16 protein-coding genes are annotated in these 19558 nt (G+C 55.9%); 9 read left to right on the top strand and 7 right to left on the bottom strand.

All coding sequences use genetic code 11. The features are described 5' to 3' along the window. Positions 1 to 23: 23 nt before the first annotated feature. From CGZ80_RS12885 to CGZ80_RS12890, 3 genes are read right to left on the bottom strand one after another with little or no spacing between them, the layout of a single operon-like run. The gene (locus CGZ80_RS12885; RefSeq protein WP_094414989.1) at positions 24 to 944 is read right to left on the bottom strand and encodes an alpha/beta hydrolase; all 921 of its coding nucleotides are present in this window, start codon (positions 942 to 944) and stop codon (positions 24 to 26) included. 35 nt (positions 945 to 979) lie between these two features. After that, the gene (locus CGZ80_RS28265; RefSeq protein ID WP_198953680.1) at positions 980 to 1150 is read right to left on the bottom strand and encodes a hypothetical protein; all 171 of its coding nucleotides are present in this window, start codon (positions 1148 to 1150) and stop codon (positions 980 to 982) included. A gap of 11 nt (positions 1151 to 1161) precedes the next feature. Further along, positions 1162 to 2256 (bottom strand): pyridoxal phosphate-dependent aminotransferase, encoded by a 1095-nt coding sequence (locus CGZ80_RS12890; protein ID WP_198953681.1) that lies wholly within the window; start codon positions 2254 to 2256, stop codon positions 1162 to 1164. 120 nt (positions 2257 to 2376) lie between these two features. Here CGZ80_RS12890 and CGZ80_RS12895 point away from each other — a divergent pair, with 120 nt between their 5' ends. After that, entirely contained in the window at positions 2377 to 2757 is a 381-nt protein-coding gene (locus CGZ80_RS12895; protein ID WP_094414991.1) for a translation initiation factor, read from the top strand. Positions 2758 to 2887: 130 nt separating this feature from the next. After that, a complete protein-coding gene (locus CGZ80_RS12900; RefSeq protein ID WP_158222681.1) occupies positions 2888 to 3787 on the top strand; it encodes a DUF6655 family protein in 900 nt (299 codons plus the stop codon). A gap of 6 nt (positions 3788 to 3793) precedes the next feature. Here the strand turns inward: CGZ80_RS12900 and CGZ80_RS12905 are convergent, their stop codons facing one another. Next, entirely contained in the window at positions 3794 to 5143 is a 1350-nt protein-coding gene (locus tag CGZ80_RS12905; protein WP_143543903.1) for a hypothetical protein, read from the bottom strand. Between the two features lie 113 nt (positions 5144 to 5256). Beyond that, positions 5257 to 7398 carry a prolyl oligopeptidase family serine peptidase gene (locus CGZ80_RS12910; RefSeq protein WP_094414997.1) on the bottom strand — a complete coding sequence of 714 codons (2142 nt, stop codon included), beginning with the start codon at positions 7396 to 7398 and terminating at the stop codon, positions 5257 to 5259. 338 nt (positions 7399 to 7736) lie between these two features. Here CGZ80_RS12910 and CGZ80_RS12915 point away from each other — a divergent pair, with 338 nt between their 5' ends. The 3 genes from CGZ80_RS12915 (at position 7737) to hemA (ending at position 12673) form a co-directional block, all read left to right on the top strand. Further along, entirely contained in the window at positions 7737 to 10343 is a 2607-nt protein-coding gene (locus CGZ80_RS12915) for a ComEC/Rec2 family competence protein (RefSeq protein ID WP_094414999.1), read from the top strand. A 219-nt stretch (positions 10344 to 10562) separates the two neighbouring features. After that, entirely contained in the window at positions 10563 to 11399 is an 837-nt protein-coding gene (gene ccsA, locus CGZ80_RS12920; RefSeq protein ID WP_094415001.1) for a cytochrome c biogenesis protein CcsA, read from the top strand. Further along, positions 11399 to 12673, top strand: a complete 1275-nt coding sequence (gene hemA / locus CGZ80_RS12925; RefSeq protein ID WP_094415003.1) for a glutamyl-tRNA reductase — start codon at positions 11399 to 11401, stop codon at positions 12671 to 12673. Before ccsA ends, hemA begins: the two co-directional genes overlap by 1 nt. Before the next feature lie 43 nt (positions 12674 to 12716). Here the strand turns inward: hemA and CGZ80_RS27965 are convergent, their stop codons facing one another. Both CGZ80_RS27965 and scpB read right to left on the bottom strand, forming a co-directional pair. Beyond that, positions 12717 to 13139, bottom strand: a complete 423-nt coding sequence (locus CGZ80_RS27965) for a hypothetical protein (RefSeq protein ID WP_158222682.1) — start codon at positions 13137 to 13139, stop codon at positions 12717 to 12719. A gap of 25 nt (positions 13140 to 13164) precedes the next feature. After that, complete coding sequence (gene scpB, locus CGZ80_RS12935; RefSeq protein ID WP_094415005.1) at positions 13165 to 13932, bottom strand: SMC-Scp complex subunit ScpB; 768 nt, start codon at positions 13930 to 13932, stop codon at positions 13165 to 13167. 138 nt (positions 13933 to 14070) lie between these two features. Between scpB and CGZ80_RS12940 the strand changes: the two genes are divergently transcribed. From CGZ80_RS12940 to dnaN, 4 genes are all read left to right on the top strand, one after another. After that, complete coding sequence (locus tag CGZ80_RS12940; RefSeq protein ID WP_143543904.1) at positions 14071 to 14802, top strand: hypothetical protein; 732 nt, start codon at positions 14071 to 14073, stop codon at positions 14800 to 14802. Between the two features lie 7 nt (positions 14803 to 14809). Further along, positions 14810 to 15949, top strand: a complete 1140-nt coding sequence (locus tag CGZ80_RS12945; protein WP_094415009.1) for a cysteine desulfurase family protein — start codon at positions 14810 to 14812, stop codon at positions 15947 to 15949. A 140-nt stretch (positions 15950 to 16089) separates the two neighbouring features. After that, the gene (locus CGZ80_RS12950; protein ID WP_146042934.1) at positions 16090 to 17196 is read left to right on the top strand and encodes a helix-turn-helix domain-containing protein; all 1107 of its coding nucleotides are present in this window, start codon (positions 16090 to 16092) and stop codon (positions 17194 to 17196) included. 1113 nt (positions 17197 to 18309) lie between these two features. Beyond that, positions 18310 to 19518 (top strand): DNA polymerase III subunit beta, encoded by a 1209-nt coding sequence (dnaN, locus tag CGZ80_RS12955; RefSeq protein WP_409994545.1) that lies wholly within the window; start codon positions 18310 to 18312, stop codon positions 19516 to 19518. The last annotated feature ends 40 nt before the right edge of the window (positions 19519 to 19558 follow it).

Here is a 19558-nt window from a genome sequence, read left to right on the forward strand (position 1 = left end):
GTATGGTAAATCGCACGACCGGTTTACGAAGTCACTTCTGTCAGCTTTCGTTCGATCTGTTTGGCAAGCTGGCGGATGACTTCGACTCCCGGATCAAAGACACCGGCAAAGTGCACGAAGCCGTGCAGCATGCCTTCGATACGCCAGTGATCGATGTCGACACCACATTCGGCAAGACGCTTGGCATAGGCCGCGCCTTCGTCACGCAAAATGTCGTACTCGGCTGTGATGACGATCCCCGGCGGAAGGTCGTACAACGATTCGGTGTTCAACAACGATGCCTTCGCCGGATCTGTCTCGCCAAGGAACTGATCCCAGAACCACTGCATCGTCGCTTTGGTCAATCCGTGTCCTTCGGCAAACGACCGGTAGGATCCGGTATCGAAGTTGGCTTCGACTGCCGGATAGATCAACACTTGCTGGGCGATTGGTGGCCCGCCACGATCACGAGACCGGATCGCGACGACACTGGCCAAGTACCCACCAGCACTGTCGCCAACGACAGCTAGGCGCGACGCATCGACCGAAAGAGATTCGGCATTCTGATAGACGTATTCGGTTGCCGCATAACAATCATCGATCGGTCCCGGATATTGAATTTCCGGTGCCAACCGATAATCAACCGCGACGACGGCACATCCGGATTCTTTTGCCAAACGGCGGCACACACCGTCATGTGTTGCCAAGTCGCCCAACACCCAACCACCGCCGTGAAAGAACATGATCACTGGCCGCGGATCGGACGCGTCACAATACAAACGCAACCGAATGCCGTTGTCCGTTTGCAACTCTTCGATCCGTTGCAAGTTGGGACGCGGCCCACACAAGGGAGCCAGCGAACGGTACAGCTCACGGGATTCTTCGACGTCGAGTTCATGCCAGCCCGGTCGACCTTGCTGAGCGATGTTTTCGATGAAGGCCTTCGCTTGAGGATGCAGTGTCATGTTCGGTTTGCCTGGGGCGAATCAGCAGCAAACCGTTATGGTACCGTAACCTGATACAGCGAGTTGATTTCTTCACCAAGGATTTTTAATCCACGCTGCAGGACGTCAGGATCGGTCGTGTAGCTGATCCGCAAACATTCGTCGCGGTGCGACCACTCGGTGTCTTCGAGGCCAAAGAAGAAATGGTGTCCCGAAATGACCAACACGTTGCGCCGCTTCAACCGTTCGTAAAGCTCGGCGGACGAAATCGGTAGCCTGGCAACCAGAGCCACAAAAAGAACGCGCCTTCACAGCGATGGATGCGGAACGGGATCGACGGGTCAATCGAATCGACCAACCATTGCCGAGCTTGTTGTGAACGCTCGCGATAGTAAGGCCGAATCACGTCTCGGCTGATCGTGGCGATTTGGTCGTTTTCGAACAAGGGCAGGGTAATCGCTTGTCCCAAATTGTTGTTCGCCAACGAACTGATCGCGTTCATGCACGACAGGTACTGCACCACTTCGGGTTCGGCGATCACGATGCCGGTCCGCGTACCGGGCAGCCCCAACTTGGACAAACTGAACGTCAGGATCATCGACGGGTCATAGTGTGGAACCGCATCGCCAAAGATCGCTCCGGGAAACGGCAACCCATAGGCATTGTCGATAATCAGTGGGATCTGATTCTCTTTAGCGATTCCACACAGCTTCGCAAGCTCTTCGTCGCTGACGACATTGGATGATGGGTTCGTCGGTCGCGACAAACACATCGCGGCGATCGAATCGTCGACCTGCAACGCGTCGAAATCGATCTCGTACTTGAACTCGTGCGGACCGGTTTCGTGGATCAGTGGCTTGGTCGCTCGGAAGAACTCCGTCGACACCGACTGGTCGGCATAGCCAATGTATTCGGGTGATAGCGGAAGCAATACTTTGCGTGCTTCACGATCATCAAAACGACCCGCGATCGCATTGAGAAGCAAAAAGAACGCGGTCTGCCCGCCGGCTGTCACACAGACGTTGTCCTTGGTGATCGGCCAACCGAATTGCCGATAAAAGAACTTTGCGACAGCATCGCGGAATGCGGCGTCACCCGCCGGCGGATCATAGTCGCCGAGCACTCGTGAAACCTTCGCCGGGTCGGACGCGATCTCCGTCAATCGTTGTTGCCAAATGGCGTCAACGGCCGGGATATGTGAAGGCTGTCCGCCGCCCAACATGCATGTTTCGGAGTTGCCCGCTGCCAATGCGTCGCCGAGGTCGCGCATCAGTTCGCCGATCCCGGAATCGAGGGCTAACCGTTTGCCGAATGTAGATAGTCGTTCTGTCATCGCTCATCTGCTGTGGTTGGCGTACATTGTAAGCAGACCCGTTTTTCATCAAAGGGTTCGGGACATCGACACGAGTTCGATTGTTGTTACCTCCAGCTAATCCTCCCCTACATCGATCCAATGGCTAGCCTTTTCGCCGGGACGCAGTTTTATATTCCGCCGACGTGTGAGCGATGCGGCAAAACCGAAGACGAGTGCGTGTGTACGGCCGAAGAGAAGGCTGCCGATGAAGCGGCGAAACAAAAGCAGGCCAACCGTTTGCCCCCTGAAAAGCAAACCGCTCGCGTGCAAATCGAAAAACGCAAAGGCGGCCGCAAGGCAACCGTCATCAGTGGGCTCACCGCACAGGCAAACGACTTGCAGGATTTGCTTGCGCAGCTTCAAACCGTCTGTGGCACCGGCGGAACAGTTAAATCCAATGACGACCTCGTCGAATTGCAAGGCGATCATGCCGAGGCGATCCGGAAAAAACTGGCCGAAATTGGCTACCGGGTGAAATAGATCTAAAGTCTTCGGAAAGACCGGACTTGCCAGCTACACCGAATGCCAGCTAGGTAAGTCTTTTTGAGGAACGTTTTTTGTTCCTTCCCACCTGGAACCGCTTTCCGATCACTTGTTGTTTCACGCGTTGATGTTTCACGCCGCCCGATCTGCCACCCCAATGATGACGCTGTGTTTAATCACGGCGCCACTGGTGGTCGCGTTGTGCGGTTGCGGAACGACGCGAGAACACCGTGCCACCGAACAGCTGGTGGTCAGCGATGCGGTCGACCGAAGCATCCAGGATTTAGACTTTCGACCGCTGACCGGCCGCAAGGTGTACTTGGACACCAGCTATCTGCGGACCGTCAAAGGCGAAGGGTACACCAACGCGGAATATGTGATCAGCTGCTTGCGGCAGCAGATCCTGGCAGCTGGCTGTTTGATTCAAGACTCTTCAGGTGAAGCAGACTTGATCATCGAAGCCCGTGTCGGTGCACTCGGTACCGACGATCACTTGGTCACCTACGGCATTCCAGAGAACAACGCCTTTAACACCGCCGCACAAGCGATCCCCAACACGCCAATCATTCCAACCCTGCCGGAGATTTCGATCGCCCGCCGCGAGTCACGCGAGGCGGCGGCAAAGATCGCCGCTTTCGCTTACGACCGTGAAACACGCCAACCGATTTGGCAATCCGGCGTTCGGCAGTCGATTGCCACCGCCAAAGACACCTGGGTCATGGGCATCGGCCCGTTCCAAGGCGGCAGCATTCGTGACAAAACCAAACTTGCCGGTGGGTATTTCAATTTTGGTCGCCGCAGCCGTCACGGCAGCACCGCTGAAGAATTCGAACGCCCCTCGGTCGATTTCACCGCCGAGACACGTTTCAATCAAGGTTGGCCGGAGTTCGGCGAATTCGGACCCGCACCGGACATGTTGGCGTCTGAGCCAGAAGCGAAAGCGTTACCCGAAACACCACCGGAAACATCTTCGCCAGCGGAGTCGGTGGCCGAAAAGCCCGCCGATGGCAAATCGGAAAAACGCTAAACCGACTTAACAGAGCGGTCGGAGCTGGTCACAAAACAGTTCCAACAATTGCTTCGTGTCTTCGCTGCCAAACAAATACGGATCGCAGCGCAGCGAGAACGTCAGCTGGCGGCCATAAATGCTTGACGACAATGTGCTGCGTGTATTGTGACGCAGCGGCGGGACGCCAGTGATCGCTTCCAACGTGAATTCATCACAGCTGACCTTGCCGCGTTTCTTTGGCAACTTGCCGGTGAATCGGCGTGATGGGTCACCCGCGTTGGAGAACACGCCGGTGGCCAAGCAACGACTCGCCCACAGGATCCACGGCAACAGGTTGCCTTCCATTGCGGTGGTGATTGAATTGACGAAGTCTTTTTGCAACTGGCCGCTCTTGAGCGCCAGCGTGTCGCGAACGACCAAGTCCATCAACTGTTTTTCGTCATCGATCTCGCTAGGGCTACGCGAGATGAACGTGCACGCGGTCATGTTGCACGCCGGGATTTCAAAATCGTCACCGTCGCGCATGTCCGCCGGAACCAGGATCCGAATCTTTCGCGAACCGCCGAACGATCCGTTCCAGCGGTGTGCCGCAACAAACATTTTGCTCAGGAACAAGTCGTTCAGCGTGCCGCCTTGTGAGGTCGCCGCCTTTCGCAAATTGGCCAGGTCACCAGCGGTGAAGGTCTGCTTCTCCATCGCGGGTAAAACAAACGACTTGGGCGGATTCGCAGGCGGTTTCAGTGGCGCGACACGCGTCCCAATGTGATCGTAGGCCTGCGCGGCCGCTTGGCGAAACTTTTTTAGCGCGCTGTCGTGCATCATGATGCTGCGCATTTTCGACCGGCGAACTTTCAGCGACGCGACATCAAAGTTCGAGAGATCAACTTCACCGGCGCAGCTCTCCAATCGCCGCATGTAGCAACCGAGCAGGTCGCCGACAAATCGATACGCACCGGTTCCGTCACACGCGGCGTGGTGGAACTGCATCGTGACGGTGGCCTTGTGGGACGATTGCCGAACCCAAATTCGCAATCCTGTTGTCTTGCGCAGGTCTAGATAGCCGTCGCCCATTTCGATCGGCTCTGACGCGTCGGCCCAATCGACCGCCGCGATGTCTTCCGGTGCTAGCACCCAACAAAGCCGATCATTCTTTTCCGGCGCCACGCGACAGAGCAACAGCGGATGACGCTGCAACGCTTCTTCCACTGCGGCTTCGAAAATGGACCGATCGAGTTGTCCGCTGAAATCGAGGTCCAGGAAGAAGGACATCGTGTACCGTGGGCTATCATCGATCAGAAAAAACCAATCGATGGGCGGAACATACAGCGGAAACGTGCGCCCGTAATTCGGAGCCGTCGGAGTAGCAAGATGCATGATCTTGAGCGCGGGTAGGCGGTAGCGGCATTCCATGACACGTCACGGTATCACTTCGATTGCGCGCAGGAACTAAGAGGTTAGTTCCTGCCTACCATTCTCGCTATGGGTCACTACTGAAGGTTGGCCTTCAAGAAGGTCCAAAGGTCAGTGTATTCCTCGATCCGTTTGCTGACCGGAGTCCCCGCGCCGTGACCGGCTCGCGTTTCGATCCGGATGAGGGTTGGATTGTTACAGCTTTGTGCTTTTTGAAGCGCCGCGGTGAACTTGAAACTGTGTCCAGGGACAACGCGGTCGTCTCGGTCGGCCGTTGACACCAACGTGGCGGGGTAACACACACCTTCCTTGATGTTATGCAGCGGCGAATACGAGAGTAAATTTTCAATCTGATCCGCTTCGTCGCTGCTGCCATATTCGCCGACCCAAGCCCAACCGATCGTGAACTTTTGGAATCGCAACATGTCCATCACACCGACCGCTGGCAAACACGCTCCGAACAGATCCGGACGCTGAGTCAGCGCCGCACCGACAAGCAAACCGCCGTTGCTGCCGCCACGGATCCCCAGGTGCTTGCTGGAGGTGTAACCCGACGAGATCAGGTACTCGGCAGCCGCGATAAAGTCATCGAAGACGTTCTGTTTATTCAAACGCATTCCGGCTTCGTGCCATTCGCGACCGTACTCGCCACCACCACGGAGGTTGGCGACGGCATAGATCCCGCCGGCATCGACCCAAGCCGCATTGGCGGGCGAAAACGACGGCGTCAGCGAAATGTTGAAACCACCATAGGCGTACAACAACGTTTGGTTGCTGCCGTCCAGCTTGGTGTCTTTGTGACGGGTGATAATGATCGGTACCTTGGTGCCGTCCTTGCTGGTGCAGAAGACCTGCTCGGTGACAAATGAATCCAGGTCCAAGTCCAATTCGCTTTGACGCCACAACTTCGCAGTGGCTTTTGCTGGCGATGGGTCCGTCAAATCGACGCGAAAGATCGCGCCCGGTGTGACGTAGTTGGTAAACGAGAAAAATGTTTCGGTGGCGTCCTGGTATCCGTTGAAACCGCCGACACTGCCAAGTCCAGGAAGTTCGAATTCGTCGATCAATGCGCCGCCGATTTCGTGACGCGTGATCAGGCTGCGGGCGTCCTTCAGCGAACTGACATAGAACACGTCGCCGAACAGGCTCGCTGACTCGATGACGTTTTCACTTTCGGCGATCACTTCGTTCCAGTTTTCGCGTTCGGGCGAATCGGCATCGATCACGATCACGCGGCGACGGGGTGCTTCGTGGTCGGTCAGAAAATAAAGCTTTGAATCGACCGTCGCGATCAAGTCATACTCGGCGTCAAAGCCGGTGATCAACGGTTCGACCTCGGCACCGTCTTGATCAAGCCGTTTGAGAAAGACTTGTGATTTTGGCTCGCTTCCTTTCCAGTTGTGGATTACCAAGTATCGCCCGTCTTCGGTGACGATTGGCGAAAATCCCCACTTGGGATGATCGGGACGTGACAGAATCAACGTGTCATCGTCTTGGCTGCTGCCCAGCTCGTGGAAATACAGCTTTTGATTTTCGTTGGTCCCGAGCAGTTCAGAACCTTCGACGGGTGCGTCATAGCGAGCGTAAAAGAAACCGCTGTTGTCGGGCATCCAGGCGACCCCGCTGAACTTCACCCAGCGGACTTCGTCGTCCAGGTCTTTGCCGGTCGCCACGTCGCGTACTTTCCAAGTCCGCCAATCGCTTCCGCCGTCGGCCAGACTGTAGGCGACGAGTGTTCCGTCTTTGGTGATCGCGGTAGATGCGAGCGCGACCGTACCATCGCCACTCAAGTTGTTTGGGTCGATCAAGACCTTGCGTGGGGAGTCCAGTGAATCGGCGGTGTAGAACACGCTTTGATTCTGCAGCCCGTCGTTATGCGAATAGAAGTAACGATCGCCGCGCCGTGTCGGAATGCCGTATCGTTCGTAGTTCCATAGTTTTTCCAGACGCTCGCGCATCGCTTCACGGCCAGGCAACGCCTGCAAGTAATCCTGCGTGACCTTGTTTTCGGCTTCGATCCAAGCCCGTGTCTCGTCGCTTTCGGTGTCTTCCAACCAACGATACGGATCCGCCACGCTGGTGCCGTGGTAGGTGTCCGTCACGTCAACCGTTTCGGTGTTGGGGTAGGTCAATTTGGAGGTGGCGTTTTGCGCTGGCACGGTGGATGTCGAACCGAAGAGGAGGAAACAGACGAGCAAAGGGGTCAGCCTGTACTTCATAGCGATGTCTTTAAAAACGATGTCGTGCGAGGTCAAGTCAAAACGGCTCGCCTATTTTACGTCGCCGCAAATCCATTGTTTGCCCCCTAGGACGCCAGAACATTTCTGCGCCGTTCTGCGTGACCCTGGGCAGCCATTAGGGTTGGCGAGGCGATGTTCCAAGCCTCGAAACGAACCGACTCTTGGCACACTTCTGGACGATCATCGTCGTCACCTCGCCACTCCCCTCTTGGTAACCAGTATCATACCATCCCACCAACAGTTGCTTTGCCGCGATTGTTATCAGCCGACTGACGAATTCCCAACCGACGGACTCATCGAACGCGAGAGGGCAACGATTGCTGCGAGCGAACTCCAGTCAACGGACGTGGCTTCAGGACGACCTGTCGACGCGAGAATTGCTGCATCGCTATCCCGCTTTGTTCGCGATGGTGTTCGCAGTTACGGGCATCTTGATCGATCGGTCCGTCTTTGCGGTTGCTCGATTCGGGATCCATTCCAACTTGCTGTGTTGGGGCGGACTTTCGATTGCCGCGTTGCTGGCGGTTGAATTTTCAATTCGGTACATGGATTCCGTCGACAGCAAGAAAGCGAAACGCCTGAGGTGCATCGCGAGTGCCGTCGGCGTCTTGTCCCTGTTCGCGAGCTGGCATGCCATTTCGGAACAGAGCTACCGTTCGGCATCGATCCATCGCTTGATCGGTGACGATGCGGTCCCAGTCATCGTCCAAGGAGAACTGTCCGAGCGAGTGACGTTGCGATCCAATGGCGAATCGATCGACTCACCCGACTCGTTTCTCAGTGAATTGATCGTTGCCATCGACACCCACCGGGTCGACGGCGTCAATCAAGCGGTTACAGGATCTGTGCTGGTCAGTGCCGACGGTGACCTCAGTCACTATCACCCAGGCGATCGCTTGGAAGTTTATGGTTGGCTGCGAGCTTTCGACCCGCCGACCAATCCGGGGCAGCCAGATTTACGTCCTGCCTATCGGAGACGCGGACTGCATTGCCGACTGGAAACGAAGAACGACCAGTCGATCGTTTTGTTAGAAGCGTCAAAGGATTGGTTTGGCCGGTTGATTTCGACCGTTTCAAACTCCGGTCGACAATCGCTGCTCCGCCACACCGACTCGCACACCGGGCCGCTCGCACTGGCGTTAATTTTGGGCCAACGTGAATTGGTCGATGCTGACACTCGAGACGCGCTGCTCGCCACCGGAACCGCACACCTGCTTTCCGTCAGCGGAATGCACTTGGCAATTCTCGTCGTTTTTGTTTCGTGGGGAATCGCTGCTGCTGGCTTCCGGCCGGCGACGCAATTCTTAGTGATCGTGCTGCTTAGTTCGGTCTATGTGGCAATGACCGGTGGTCGTCCGCCTGTCTTTCGCGCGGCAGTATTAATCGGCGTGTTGCTGCTGGCATCTTGTTTTCGTCGTACCAGCCAGCCACTGAACACGCTAGCTTTCGCGGCGATTTTGTTGTTGATCAAAAATCCGCTGAACGTGCTTTCGATCGGCGTGCACTTGTCCTTCCTTGCCGTCATTACGTTCATGCTGGCGGGGCGATCGATGCCGAGCTTATCGCTACATCAGCAATTGGAACGAGAGCGCGAGCAGAGTTTCCAACAATTGATCGAAGGGGCTTCATCTCGCTGGATTCGCACGGGCAAAGCGATCGTTCGGTTCTTCGTGCAGATGGCTTGGATGAGTGCTTGTGTGACGGCAGTCAGTTTGCCTTATGTCTGGTCACAGTTCCATTTGATCTCGACCGTCAGTGTATTGACCAATGTGCTGGTGTGGGCCGGATTGATGCTCGCGCTACCAGCGGGCGTGCTGGTTGTGCTCCTGGATCCGCTGGCAAGTTGGCTGGGGTACCTACCCGGCGTTGTCTGTCAGTGGTCCTTGCGATGGATGGCGTGGGTGATTGATTGGACGCATTCCATTCCGAACGGACACTTCTGGTTGCCATCACCACCGGCATACAGCGTTGTCGTGTTCTTTGTTGGTTTGGCGGCGACATTGGTTTGCAACGATCGCATTGCCCGAACAGCGCGAATCGGCTGGATCGCCGGTTGGACCGTCGTGAACTTATTTCTGGCAACACGTCCCGCTGCGTTACCGCCGTCGACTTTGGAAGCAACATTCGTCGACGTCGGGCACGGCACCAGTGTGATTGTCCGAACGCCACAACACCGATGTTATCTGTATGACTGTGGGCGATTAGGTAACCGCCAAGGGGCTTCTTATCCGATCGATACCGCACTCTGGTTACTGGGGCTGACGCATCTTGATGGTGTCTTGCTTTCACACGCTGACGCGGATCACTACAACGCCTTGCCGAAACTGTTGCAACGGTTTCGCATCGATGCGGTCTACACCCCGCCCGGGATGCTCCATGGTGCTGGCTCACAATTGGAGCGGCTAAGAAACGCGATCGAACACGCCGGTGTTCCGGTCATCGAACTCTGTCGTGAAAACATGACGGACGATATCGACGCCCGATACCGAAAGCTGCCATTTCGAGTTTTGCATCCGCCGCGTAGTGGGGTGGGCGGCAGCGATAATGCGAACAGTTTGGTGTTAGAAATCGAACAGGGTAGGGTACCTTTGTTGTTGCCTGGCGACCTGGAGCCACCGGGGACAGAGGTGCTCGTTGACGGGCCGCGTCCTACGCCAGGCGGTGTGATGATGGCGCCGCATCACGGAAGTCTGCGGATGAACGCTGACATGGTGTTGGCTTGGGCTCGGCCGCGTGAAACGGTCGTCAGCGGCAGCCAGCGTGCCGCCCGAACCGAAGTCCGTCAAATGCTGTCTCAAACCGGCAGTGGCGTTTATGTAACAGCCCAAGTTGGTGCGGTACGAATTCGCATCGGCAACATGAAACAAAACCGAACCACTGGAAAAATCGACGTCCGCTGCTGGCTTTCGGACCCTTGGGAGTAAATCGGCCGTGGCCAGTCACCGGCGGTATCGTGTCGCCTATGGCCATTGCTGAAAACACGTGTACGATGGGGAAGACCCTGATTGGGGTTCCGCGTCACCGCGTTTTTCTGCGACAAAACTTTCCTTTCGTGGAAACTGCCACGTCGTTTGACATTTAACGAGGTTGTATAGTTTTCCGCCTCCCCCCTCATACCCCTCGCCCACCTTCGAACCGCTTTCGTGTTCGCAATCCTGCACCAGATATCCGTCGCCTGCTTTTTCACCAGTTATCTACTCGCGCTTGTGATTGAACTGTCGCGACTGGTGGTGACATTTCATGCGCGATCGGCTGCGGTGCTGTTGATGATGGGGCTAGGCCTGTTCACGCAGGTCAGTTTTCTGTTTTTGCGTGTGATCGACGTCCAAGTCGATGAGAAACTCGGGCTGCTTTCCAGTTGGGCAGAGTGGTCGCTGGTGCTCGCTCTGGGGCTGGCGATATTCTTCACCGTCGCCTACGTCCGCCGCAGTGACACGATCATCAGCTTTTTCTTTTTGCCGTTGATCTTGGCGACAATTGGTCTGGGGGTTTTCGTCGGTGGTTGGGAACCGTTTTCGCGTGATCATGCTACCGATGTTTGGGGTTCGGTCCATGGATTGGCGATGATGGTCGGAACTGGCGCCGTGCTGATCGGTTTTTTGTCCGGCGTGATGTACCTGGTGCAATCCAAACGGCTGAAACAAAAGCGTGCTGGTTCTCCAAGGTTTCGTTTGCCGACGCTGGAGACGCTGGACCGCGCTAACCGCCAACTGTTAATCGTCAGCACCGTAGCGGTCGCGATCGGTGTGGTCGCCGGAATGATTATGAATCTGAACCAAAATAACCGGTTGGTTTGGACAGACAGCGGGATCCTGCTCAGCTTGGTATTGTTCGGTTGGTTGTGCGTGGCGACCGCGACAGAGTTTTTCTATCGACCGGCCAGTCGCGGCCGGAAAGCGTTTTACATGACGCTGGCCAGCCTCGGTTTTTTGATGTTAGCGCTCTTCGGCGTCATCTTTAGTTCGCACGGGGTGAGCTGATGCAGCTGCAGATGATTGGATGCAGCCACCACGATTCGGCCGTCGATTTTCGCGAGCGTGTGGCATTTACGAATGACCAAATTGGAACGGCGCTAAACGAATTTCGTCGCCGGTTCCCTGACGGCGAATTGGTGTTGATCAGCACCTGTAATCGCACCGAGCTGTACACGACCGCCGACGACCAAGGTTCACCTGACCGCGATGCGGTCGTCTCGTTCCTTGCCGAACAGCATTCTTTGCCCGCCGATGACGTCGTTGAACAGATGATCTATCGCAGCGGTCACGATGCGATCGAGCACCTGTTCACAGTTGCGTCGAGTCTCGACAGCATGGTGATTGGCGAATCACAGATTCTGTCGCAAGTCAAACAAGCGTACGAACTCGCATGCCAACTCGGATCGGCGGGCCCGCTAACCCACGCGGTGTTCCAAGCGGCCAACCACGCCGCCAAACGCGTACACACCGAAACTGATATCCATCGCCGCCGGGTCAGTGTGCCCAGTGTGGCTGTCGGTGAAGTCATCCCCGAAGTGTTCGACAGCCTGGTCGGCAAACGTGTGCTGATCTGTGGTGCGGGGGAGATGGGCGAAGAAACACTGCGTTACTTGATCCAGGCCGGCGCCAATAACGTCGTGATTCTGAATCGCAGTTTGGATCGAGCGAAAAACTTGGCCGAAGCCTTCGGCGTTCAACATGCTCCCTGGGAAACGTTCCTCGATCAAGTTGTCCAAGCGGATGTGATCGTGGGGACCACCTCCGCGACGACGCCGATTCTGACCGCTCAACAATTCGAATCGATTCGGTCACGTCGAAAAGACCGAGTGCTGTTGGCGCTCGACTTGGCAGTCCCACGTGACTTCGACGCGGCGCTCGACGAGTTTCGCAATCTGTACCTGTATCAGATCGATGATTTACAAGCCGCCTGCCAACGGAACCGCCATGAGCGGGAAAAAGAATGGCCCAAGGCACAGCGAATCATCACGGAAGAGACCAAACGTTTGCTGACTGATCTGAATCATCGTGCGACCGGCCCGGTGATCAAAAGGCTGCGCGAACAGGCTCAGCAGATCAAAAAAGACGAACTCGAACGTTTGCTTCCGAAGTTAGAACTGCTCGGCGGTGAGCCGGCGTTGCGGAGCGAGATCGAGAAGAGTTTGGATCGGATTATCAACAAACTCTTGCATCCGCCACTGGCGTCGTTGAAAGAAGACGCCGCTGAAGGCCATCAAAAAGGGCTCGTCAAAGCCCTTCGAGAACTGTTCCGACTGGACTGATCAGAACACGGGTGATGGGTTGGGCACTCACCAAGCTTGGTGATCAGTCCCAATCCTCTTCGTCTTCTTCCTCTTCTTCCCAGTCGTCGTCTTCTTCGTCGCCGTCGTCGTCCCAGTTTTCTTCGTCGTCTTCGAAGTCATCGCCGAAGTCTTCTTCGTCGTCGTCCTCATCGTCGACTTCTTCCCAGTCGTCGTCGTCGTCTTCTTCATCGTCGTCGAGGTCATCTTCGTCCTCGTCGTCATCCTCTTCCTCATCGACGTCGTCGTCGACATCATCCCAATCTTCGTCTTCTTCTTCGTCGTCGTAGTCAGGCTCGCCTTCGTACAGCTCGTCCTCTTCGTCTTCAATGACGGCCACTGGCTGAACTGGCAATGGTTCAACGCCCCACCAAAAATTGGTGGTGATCGGATCGGTAACGTTGGCTCCAGACGCGGTGCTGGCTACAGACGAGGCAACAAGGCTCACGACTGACTCCTTCTTGATGTCGATATTACTTGAGGTCGAAATTTGAAGACGATGATTCGGGTTCCGGTTCGACAGCATCATCTTGTAAGGGATCCCAGTCGATCGGTGGTAATGCGTCGGTGGACGGAAGCCCAAAGACTTCCAAAAAATGTTTCGTAGTATCGTATAGATACGGTCGGCCGAGCTCTTCGCTCCGTCCAGAAATTCGAATTAAATCGCGTTCCATCAGTTGTCGCAACAACTCGCCGCACGCTACCCCGCGAATCGCTTCCACATCAGCGCGTGAAACCGGACCACGGTAGGCAACAACTGCCAGCGTCTCCATCATCGGCGATGATAACCGAATTGCTGAAGGTAAATGTTCAAGTCGGCCAAGCCAGGGCGCATAGGCTGCTCTGGAAAGCATCCGGTATCCGCCAGCTACCTGCTCGATTCGAATCGCTCGGCCCAAATCGTCGTAAAGTTGGTTCAATTGGCGGACCAGTGTACGGGCCTCGGTTCCATCCGCCAAGTGAGCCATTTGGGCCAGTTTTCGCGTGGTCAACGGGTTCTTGGCAAGCAACAACACCGCTTCGACTCGCATCCGACGTTGGATCGGGTCCTCATCGATCTTGGCAGCCGCCCCCGACGGTTCTTCACCCTGTGATGCAGATTCTTCGGCCAGACTTGAGGGCTGGGCGACACTGTAGGGCCGCCGACAATGGGGCTCAGACAGACGGTGCCAAGCTCGCTCACCCCACGATGGTGACGAGAGGGGATGCTGAAACGCACTTCGGTAAGGCTGGAACTGCATGACCTCGTCGAAAATCCATCGGCTAGTTTTTATCTTAAACTGTTGTCCCGGTCCGTGTTATCGTAGCGACTGAGGGCTTGATCGTCCTTCAGCGAGAGCCACAACCTTCGGTCCCCATTCGCTTTTTTATCACACAACGTGTCTACGACGGATTCCAACCTTTCACGCTCGCGAACGAATCCCCGATTTCGCAACTCTCGCAAAAAGATGGTCGTCATCGCGAGCATCTTTGCGGTGGTGTTGGTGGGCGGGGTCGTTCTATTCAAAGGGAACGTCACCGGTGTCGAATTCGCACCCAGCCATTTTCAAACTCGCGAGTTTTCGTTTTACGAAATCCCTTTGTTGCATGTCCAAATCTCACCGATCCGTCGCTCGGTGGTTCAAGATCCTGTCAGCAAGCAACTGCTCGCCGATTCATTGATTTCGTTCCCTCGTGGACAGAAACCCAAGCAATGGCATCTCGTTTGGATCCGGCGAGGACCGACGATGACGCCCGCCATCGCATCGCTTTTGATCCAATCGCTATCCGTTTTTGATCGCGGCGGCGTGGCTTTCTGGGTGGATTGGAACAAATCACATCCACAACGTGCCGCCGTGCTGTGGCCACAAATCCAGAAACTTGCCACCCGCGAGTTGTACGTATTGGTCCCACCATTGTTGGAACTGGCCAGAACGCTGCCGGGGGATGATGACGCGCCCAGTCTGACCCTGGCTGTCGATGAATTCATGGTGCAGCAAAATGCCGACTTGGTCAAAGACTTACGTCTGGCAAATCGAGATCGTCTTGCAGACGAAGTCCTACAAGATGCTCTCGCGGATTACCCCGACGCTGAAACCCTGCAATCGATGAAGCTGACTCGGCCCGAATGACCGCCCGATGATTTACCTGGACAACAACGCGACCACAGCGATGGACCCCGCCGTGATCGACGTCATCGCCGAAGAAATGCGCCGTGGTCCGCGAAACGCCTCCAGCCTGCATGCCCTCGGTCGGTCCGCCGCTGATGCTCTTGATGATGCGATCATTCGAATCGGCCGTTCGCTTGGCGCCGACCTCTCCCAACCGGGCGGCCCTCGTTTGATCCTGACAAGCGGCGGGACTGAATCCAACAATCTGGCGCTCGCCGGTCTTGCCGAACCTGAGACGCCGCTGGTCGTTAGCTCGATCGAGCATGCAAGCGTGTTGCAATTCGCCGAAACCCAACGCAAGCGAGGTCGCCAAGTCGGCTATATCGCTGTGAAGCCTGACGGAACCGTTGACCTCGAATCGCTCGATCAATGCCTTGGTCAGTTCGATAAGCCACTCGTCTCGGTCATGACGGCCAATAACGAAACCGGAATTGTCCAGCCCACCGCAGCGATCGCGGAACGATGTCGGCGGAACGGGGCTACCTTTCATGTCGACGCAACACAATCGATCGGCAAAATGGAGGTGTCCATCGCCAACATGTCCGCCGACGCGGTGACTTTTACCCCCCACAAATTTCATGGCCCCCAAGGCATCGGTGGACTGCTTTTGACGCCGGGCCTGAAATTACGTCCAGCACTTTTCGGTGGTGAACAACAACTGCTCAGCCGACCGGGGACAGAGCCGGTCCCCTTGGTTGTGGGGATGGCTAAAGCAATTGAACTTGCCGTGGATAACCTGTCAGAAAACTGTCAGCGAATCGTCAGCCTTCGTGATCATTTCGAAGATGCCCTGCTTTCAGGCATTCCTGGTCTTCTCATCCACGGAAGGAACGTAAGCCGTTTGCCGAACACAAGTTGCGTTTCGCTTGAGGGGGTGGATAGGCAGTCGATTTTGATGGCATTGGACATGGCCCAGATAGCTTGCAGCAGCGGGTCTGCCTGCAGCAGTGGCAGTAGCCCTCCGAGCCATGTTTTGACAGCGATGGGATGCCCCGAGTGGGCTATTGGCAGTGCAATTCGGTTCAGTGTCAGCCGGTTTTCCACTGCGACAGAAATTGACGAAGCTGCGGGACGTATCTGCCGTATTTACAACAAGTTAAGATCCTAAGAGATTGTTGAAAACTACGTGGAAAAGTCACTTGAAAAGCAAAGGGAGAAGCTAGAATAGGGCGTCCGCTGGATTGGCGAGGTTTGTCAGTTCTACCGCTTTCCAGCATTAAACCTTCCGGTTCGAACGTAACCCGCGTTGTGAATTCGCCCGTCAAACTACCGATCGACACTTTCCCGGTTGAACGACCGTTGCTGAAGCAGCGTCCGCGGGAAACCAAGCTGTCGTTTGATGGTCGCAATGCTTCGTTGCCAGTCTTTGTTGCTGGTGATGAAAACCGGTTGGTCGCTTTCGTTTGCCAATCCGACACGTCGATGTGGTCGACGGGACCATTGCTGTTGATTGGGCCAGAAGGTTCTGGAAAAACCACGATCGCATTGCATTTGGCCGCTCGCTGTTCGGCAGAAGCGTCGCTGGCTGATGACCCATCAGCGGTCAGGTATCTGTCAGCGCTTGATTTCGCGCGGGAATATGCGGACGCCGTTGCGGCGGACGACATTCCACACTTGCGACGCTCGATTGATAAAGCGGCTGTGTTGGTGATCGAAGATCTGCATTTGATCGCGGGCAAAACCGCAGCCCAAGACGAGCTGACCAGTCGGATCGACCAACGGATCCAACGCGGTGCACCGACGATTCTGACCAGTCGTCGTCTGCCAACTGAAACGCGGGCGATTCGGCCACAGCTTGCATCTCGAGCGGTGATTGGGCTGACGATTCCGCTCGCCTATCCACAGGCCGAAAGTCGTTTGGCTTTGTTGCGAGAGTTGTCGCTGGTGCGGGGCGTCGAAATCAGCGACGAACACTTGGCCTTGCTCGAGGCGGGCCTGCGAACGGAGGTCTCCGTACGCAGCTTAGATGGGGCGATCAAGCAAATCGATCTGCATTGCCGTATGACACAGTGCGGTGTGGATATCGCAGCCGTTCAGTCTGCGATCAATGCGGCTGGCGAGTTAAACGACATCGATCTGGGCAAGATCACGCGAACGGTCGCTAAAATTTGGGGCCATCGCACCCGAGATTTGCGAAGCGGTTCCCGCAAGCAATCGGTCGTCCGTGCTCGTTCGCTAGCAATGCTTCTGGCTCGCCGGATGACGCCATGCAGTTTGGACAAGATCGGCGATTACTTCGGCGGACGCGACCACTCGACGGTCCTTCACGCGATCCGCAAAACGGAATCGCTGTTGGAGTCTGATGCGGATCTCAGCCGCATCATGCACGAAGCGAAAGAAAAGCTGGCTGCCTAGCAGCACCTCTACCGCGCCAGCATTACTTGCACAACACGCCCGTTGCCTTCGGTCTGACTGCCCCAGTCGTACCAACATCGGTACACGAATGAGCTGGTATCAGAGCCCATCAACTAATTGACAGGCTCTGTCCCCGTCAGAAATCCCCACGCCAATTCAGGCTGACGGGGACAGACACCGTCACCGTTTCTGCCCTCTGCTGAGCGTTTTCTCACCGCCCAGTTCTCACCGCCCCGAATCATCCATCGACCGCCGGGAAACGTTGTCTGTTGCGTCCTCTACACCGTGACGGGGTCTGGCCCCGCAACGTTTCTCGCATCCAAGCAAACAGGTCCTATTGCGTGACGGGGACAGAGCCTGTCACGGCTTCGTGGGTGTCGCGGGGTCTGTCCCCGCACCCTGTTCTCGCTAGCTAACACGTGCCGATTGGCTGACGGGGTCTGGCCCCGTCACGCTCTGGCCGCCCGAGTCTTTGGCAGGGTCTGTCCCCGTCGAAGATTCGGATACACAGCAAAATCACCCGCTATGCCCCCGCTGCCTGCCGGCGAAAATCGCTACACTCCCGACGATTGGACTGAATCGAAGTTTGCTAGCAATATTGGTTAAAGAATGCTGATGCTGTTCTGTCGGGACTGCCGACGGAACGTCACAGGACCGTGTCTGGCTACCGCTACGATTCGCAGCTAGCCGTACCAACAGGGGCAAACCCTGCCGTGACGGGGACAGACACTGCCACTCCTATCAACTCTTCCAAACAGCTTATTTGCTATCACCACTAGATTGATCACTCGGCTTTTCCAGCGTTTTTTCGCTGTGGAAAACTTGTGCATCAACTGTCAGCCTATCGTTGATCCTCCTGTTCACGGTAAATCCGCTGACTACCGGAGTGTTAGCCACTGTCAGCCTTTGAGTGACTTTCGCACTGTCCCTCGACGCGTCACCGACAGGTTTTCCACGCTCGGTTTATTGGCGTAACTCTTTTGCTAGCCTTTGGTTTTGAATCCAAGTCGGGCGTTACTGACAACTTCGGCGGACGTATTCTTACGACGACGATAAATAAAAATTTAAGACAACAATAAAAGTCCAACGCCTCGCACCAGCTGACCGAGCGAAGTGGATGACCATCCACGCTATCGCTACCGGCTCGATGCGTTACAACATGAAGGCAGTCGAAACTCCATTCCTTTGCTTTTGCTACGCAACATGAAAATCTCGTGTGCTCGTGAACCTCTGACCAATGCCTTCTCCTTGGCCGCCAGCATTGCGCCGTCACGATCGCCCAAGGAAATCTTGACCAACGTGAAGTTCACAGCTTCGGGTGGAAAGCTGATTTTGACCGCTACGGACATGGAAGTCGGCATCCGCTTGGAAGTCGAAGACGGGATCGATATCGAAACCGAAGGCACCGCACTGTTGCCGGTTCAGCGAACCATGGCCATCTTGCGAGAGAGCACCGACGAGACGATCACGCTGGAGACGGACGACACCGGAATCCTGCTGAAAGGCGATCGCAGCAAATTCAATCTGCCCGCTGGCAACCCCGATGAATTCCCGCCAGTGGTGTCCTTCGAAGAGGAAAAATACCACGTGCTGTCCGCCCGACTGTTCCGCACGATGGTTCGCCGGACTGTATTCGCGACGGATACTGACAACACCCGGTTTGCCCTTGGTGGGGTGCTCTTGGAACTTTCCGAAGGGACCGTGACAGCTGTCGGCACTGACGGTCGCCGCCTAGCCTGCATGGAAGGCGAGGGCGAATCGGTCGGTGGTCACGAAACGGTTGGTAACAACACAATCGTTCCGACACGGGCGATTCAGCTGATGGAGCGGGCGGTTGACCCCAACGATGAATCGATTGACATCGCCGCTCGTGCAAGCGACCTATTGTTGCGAACCAAGAACGCGGTGATTTACTCACGACTCGTCGAAGGACGGTACCCAACCTGGCGTCAGGTCTTGCCACAGCGTGAAAACGCGGTGCAGCTGGACATGACCGTCGGACCGGTGTTTGCCGCCCTTCGCCAAGCGTCGATTGTGACCGATCAAGAAAGTCGCGGAATTGACTTTACGTTCGGTGATGGGACTCTAAAGCTAGAAGCCAGCACGAAAGACATCGGTCAATCACAGATCGAATTGCCCGTGGCCTACGATGGGGAACCGATCACGTTGACTTTGGATCACCGTTATCTGGCAGACTTTTGCAAGGTTCTCGACCGCGAACAGCCGTTCCAAATCGAGATCGAATCTGGCGCATCGCCAGCATTGCTGAGCACCGAAGATGGTTATCGCTACGTGATCATGCCGATGTCACGCGATCGATAAGCCGACCGTACATTCGTTTCTACCCGATTCCACCAAACGC

Origin of the sequence: Rhodopirellula sp. MGV, from assembly GCF_002251265.1 — a bacterium.
In the GTDB taxonomy this organism is placed as follows: domain Bacteria; phylum Planctomycetota; class Planctomycetia; order Pirellulales; family Pirellulaceae; genus Stieleria; species Stieleria baltica_A.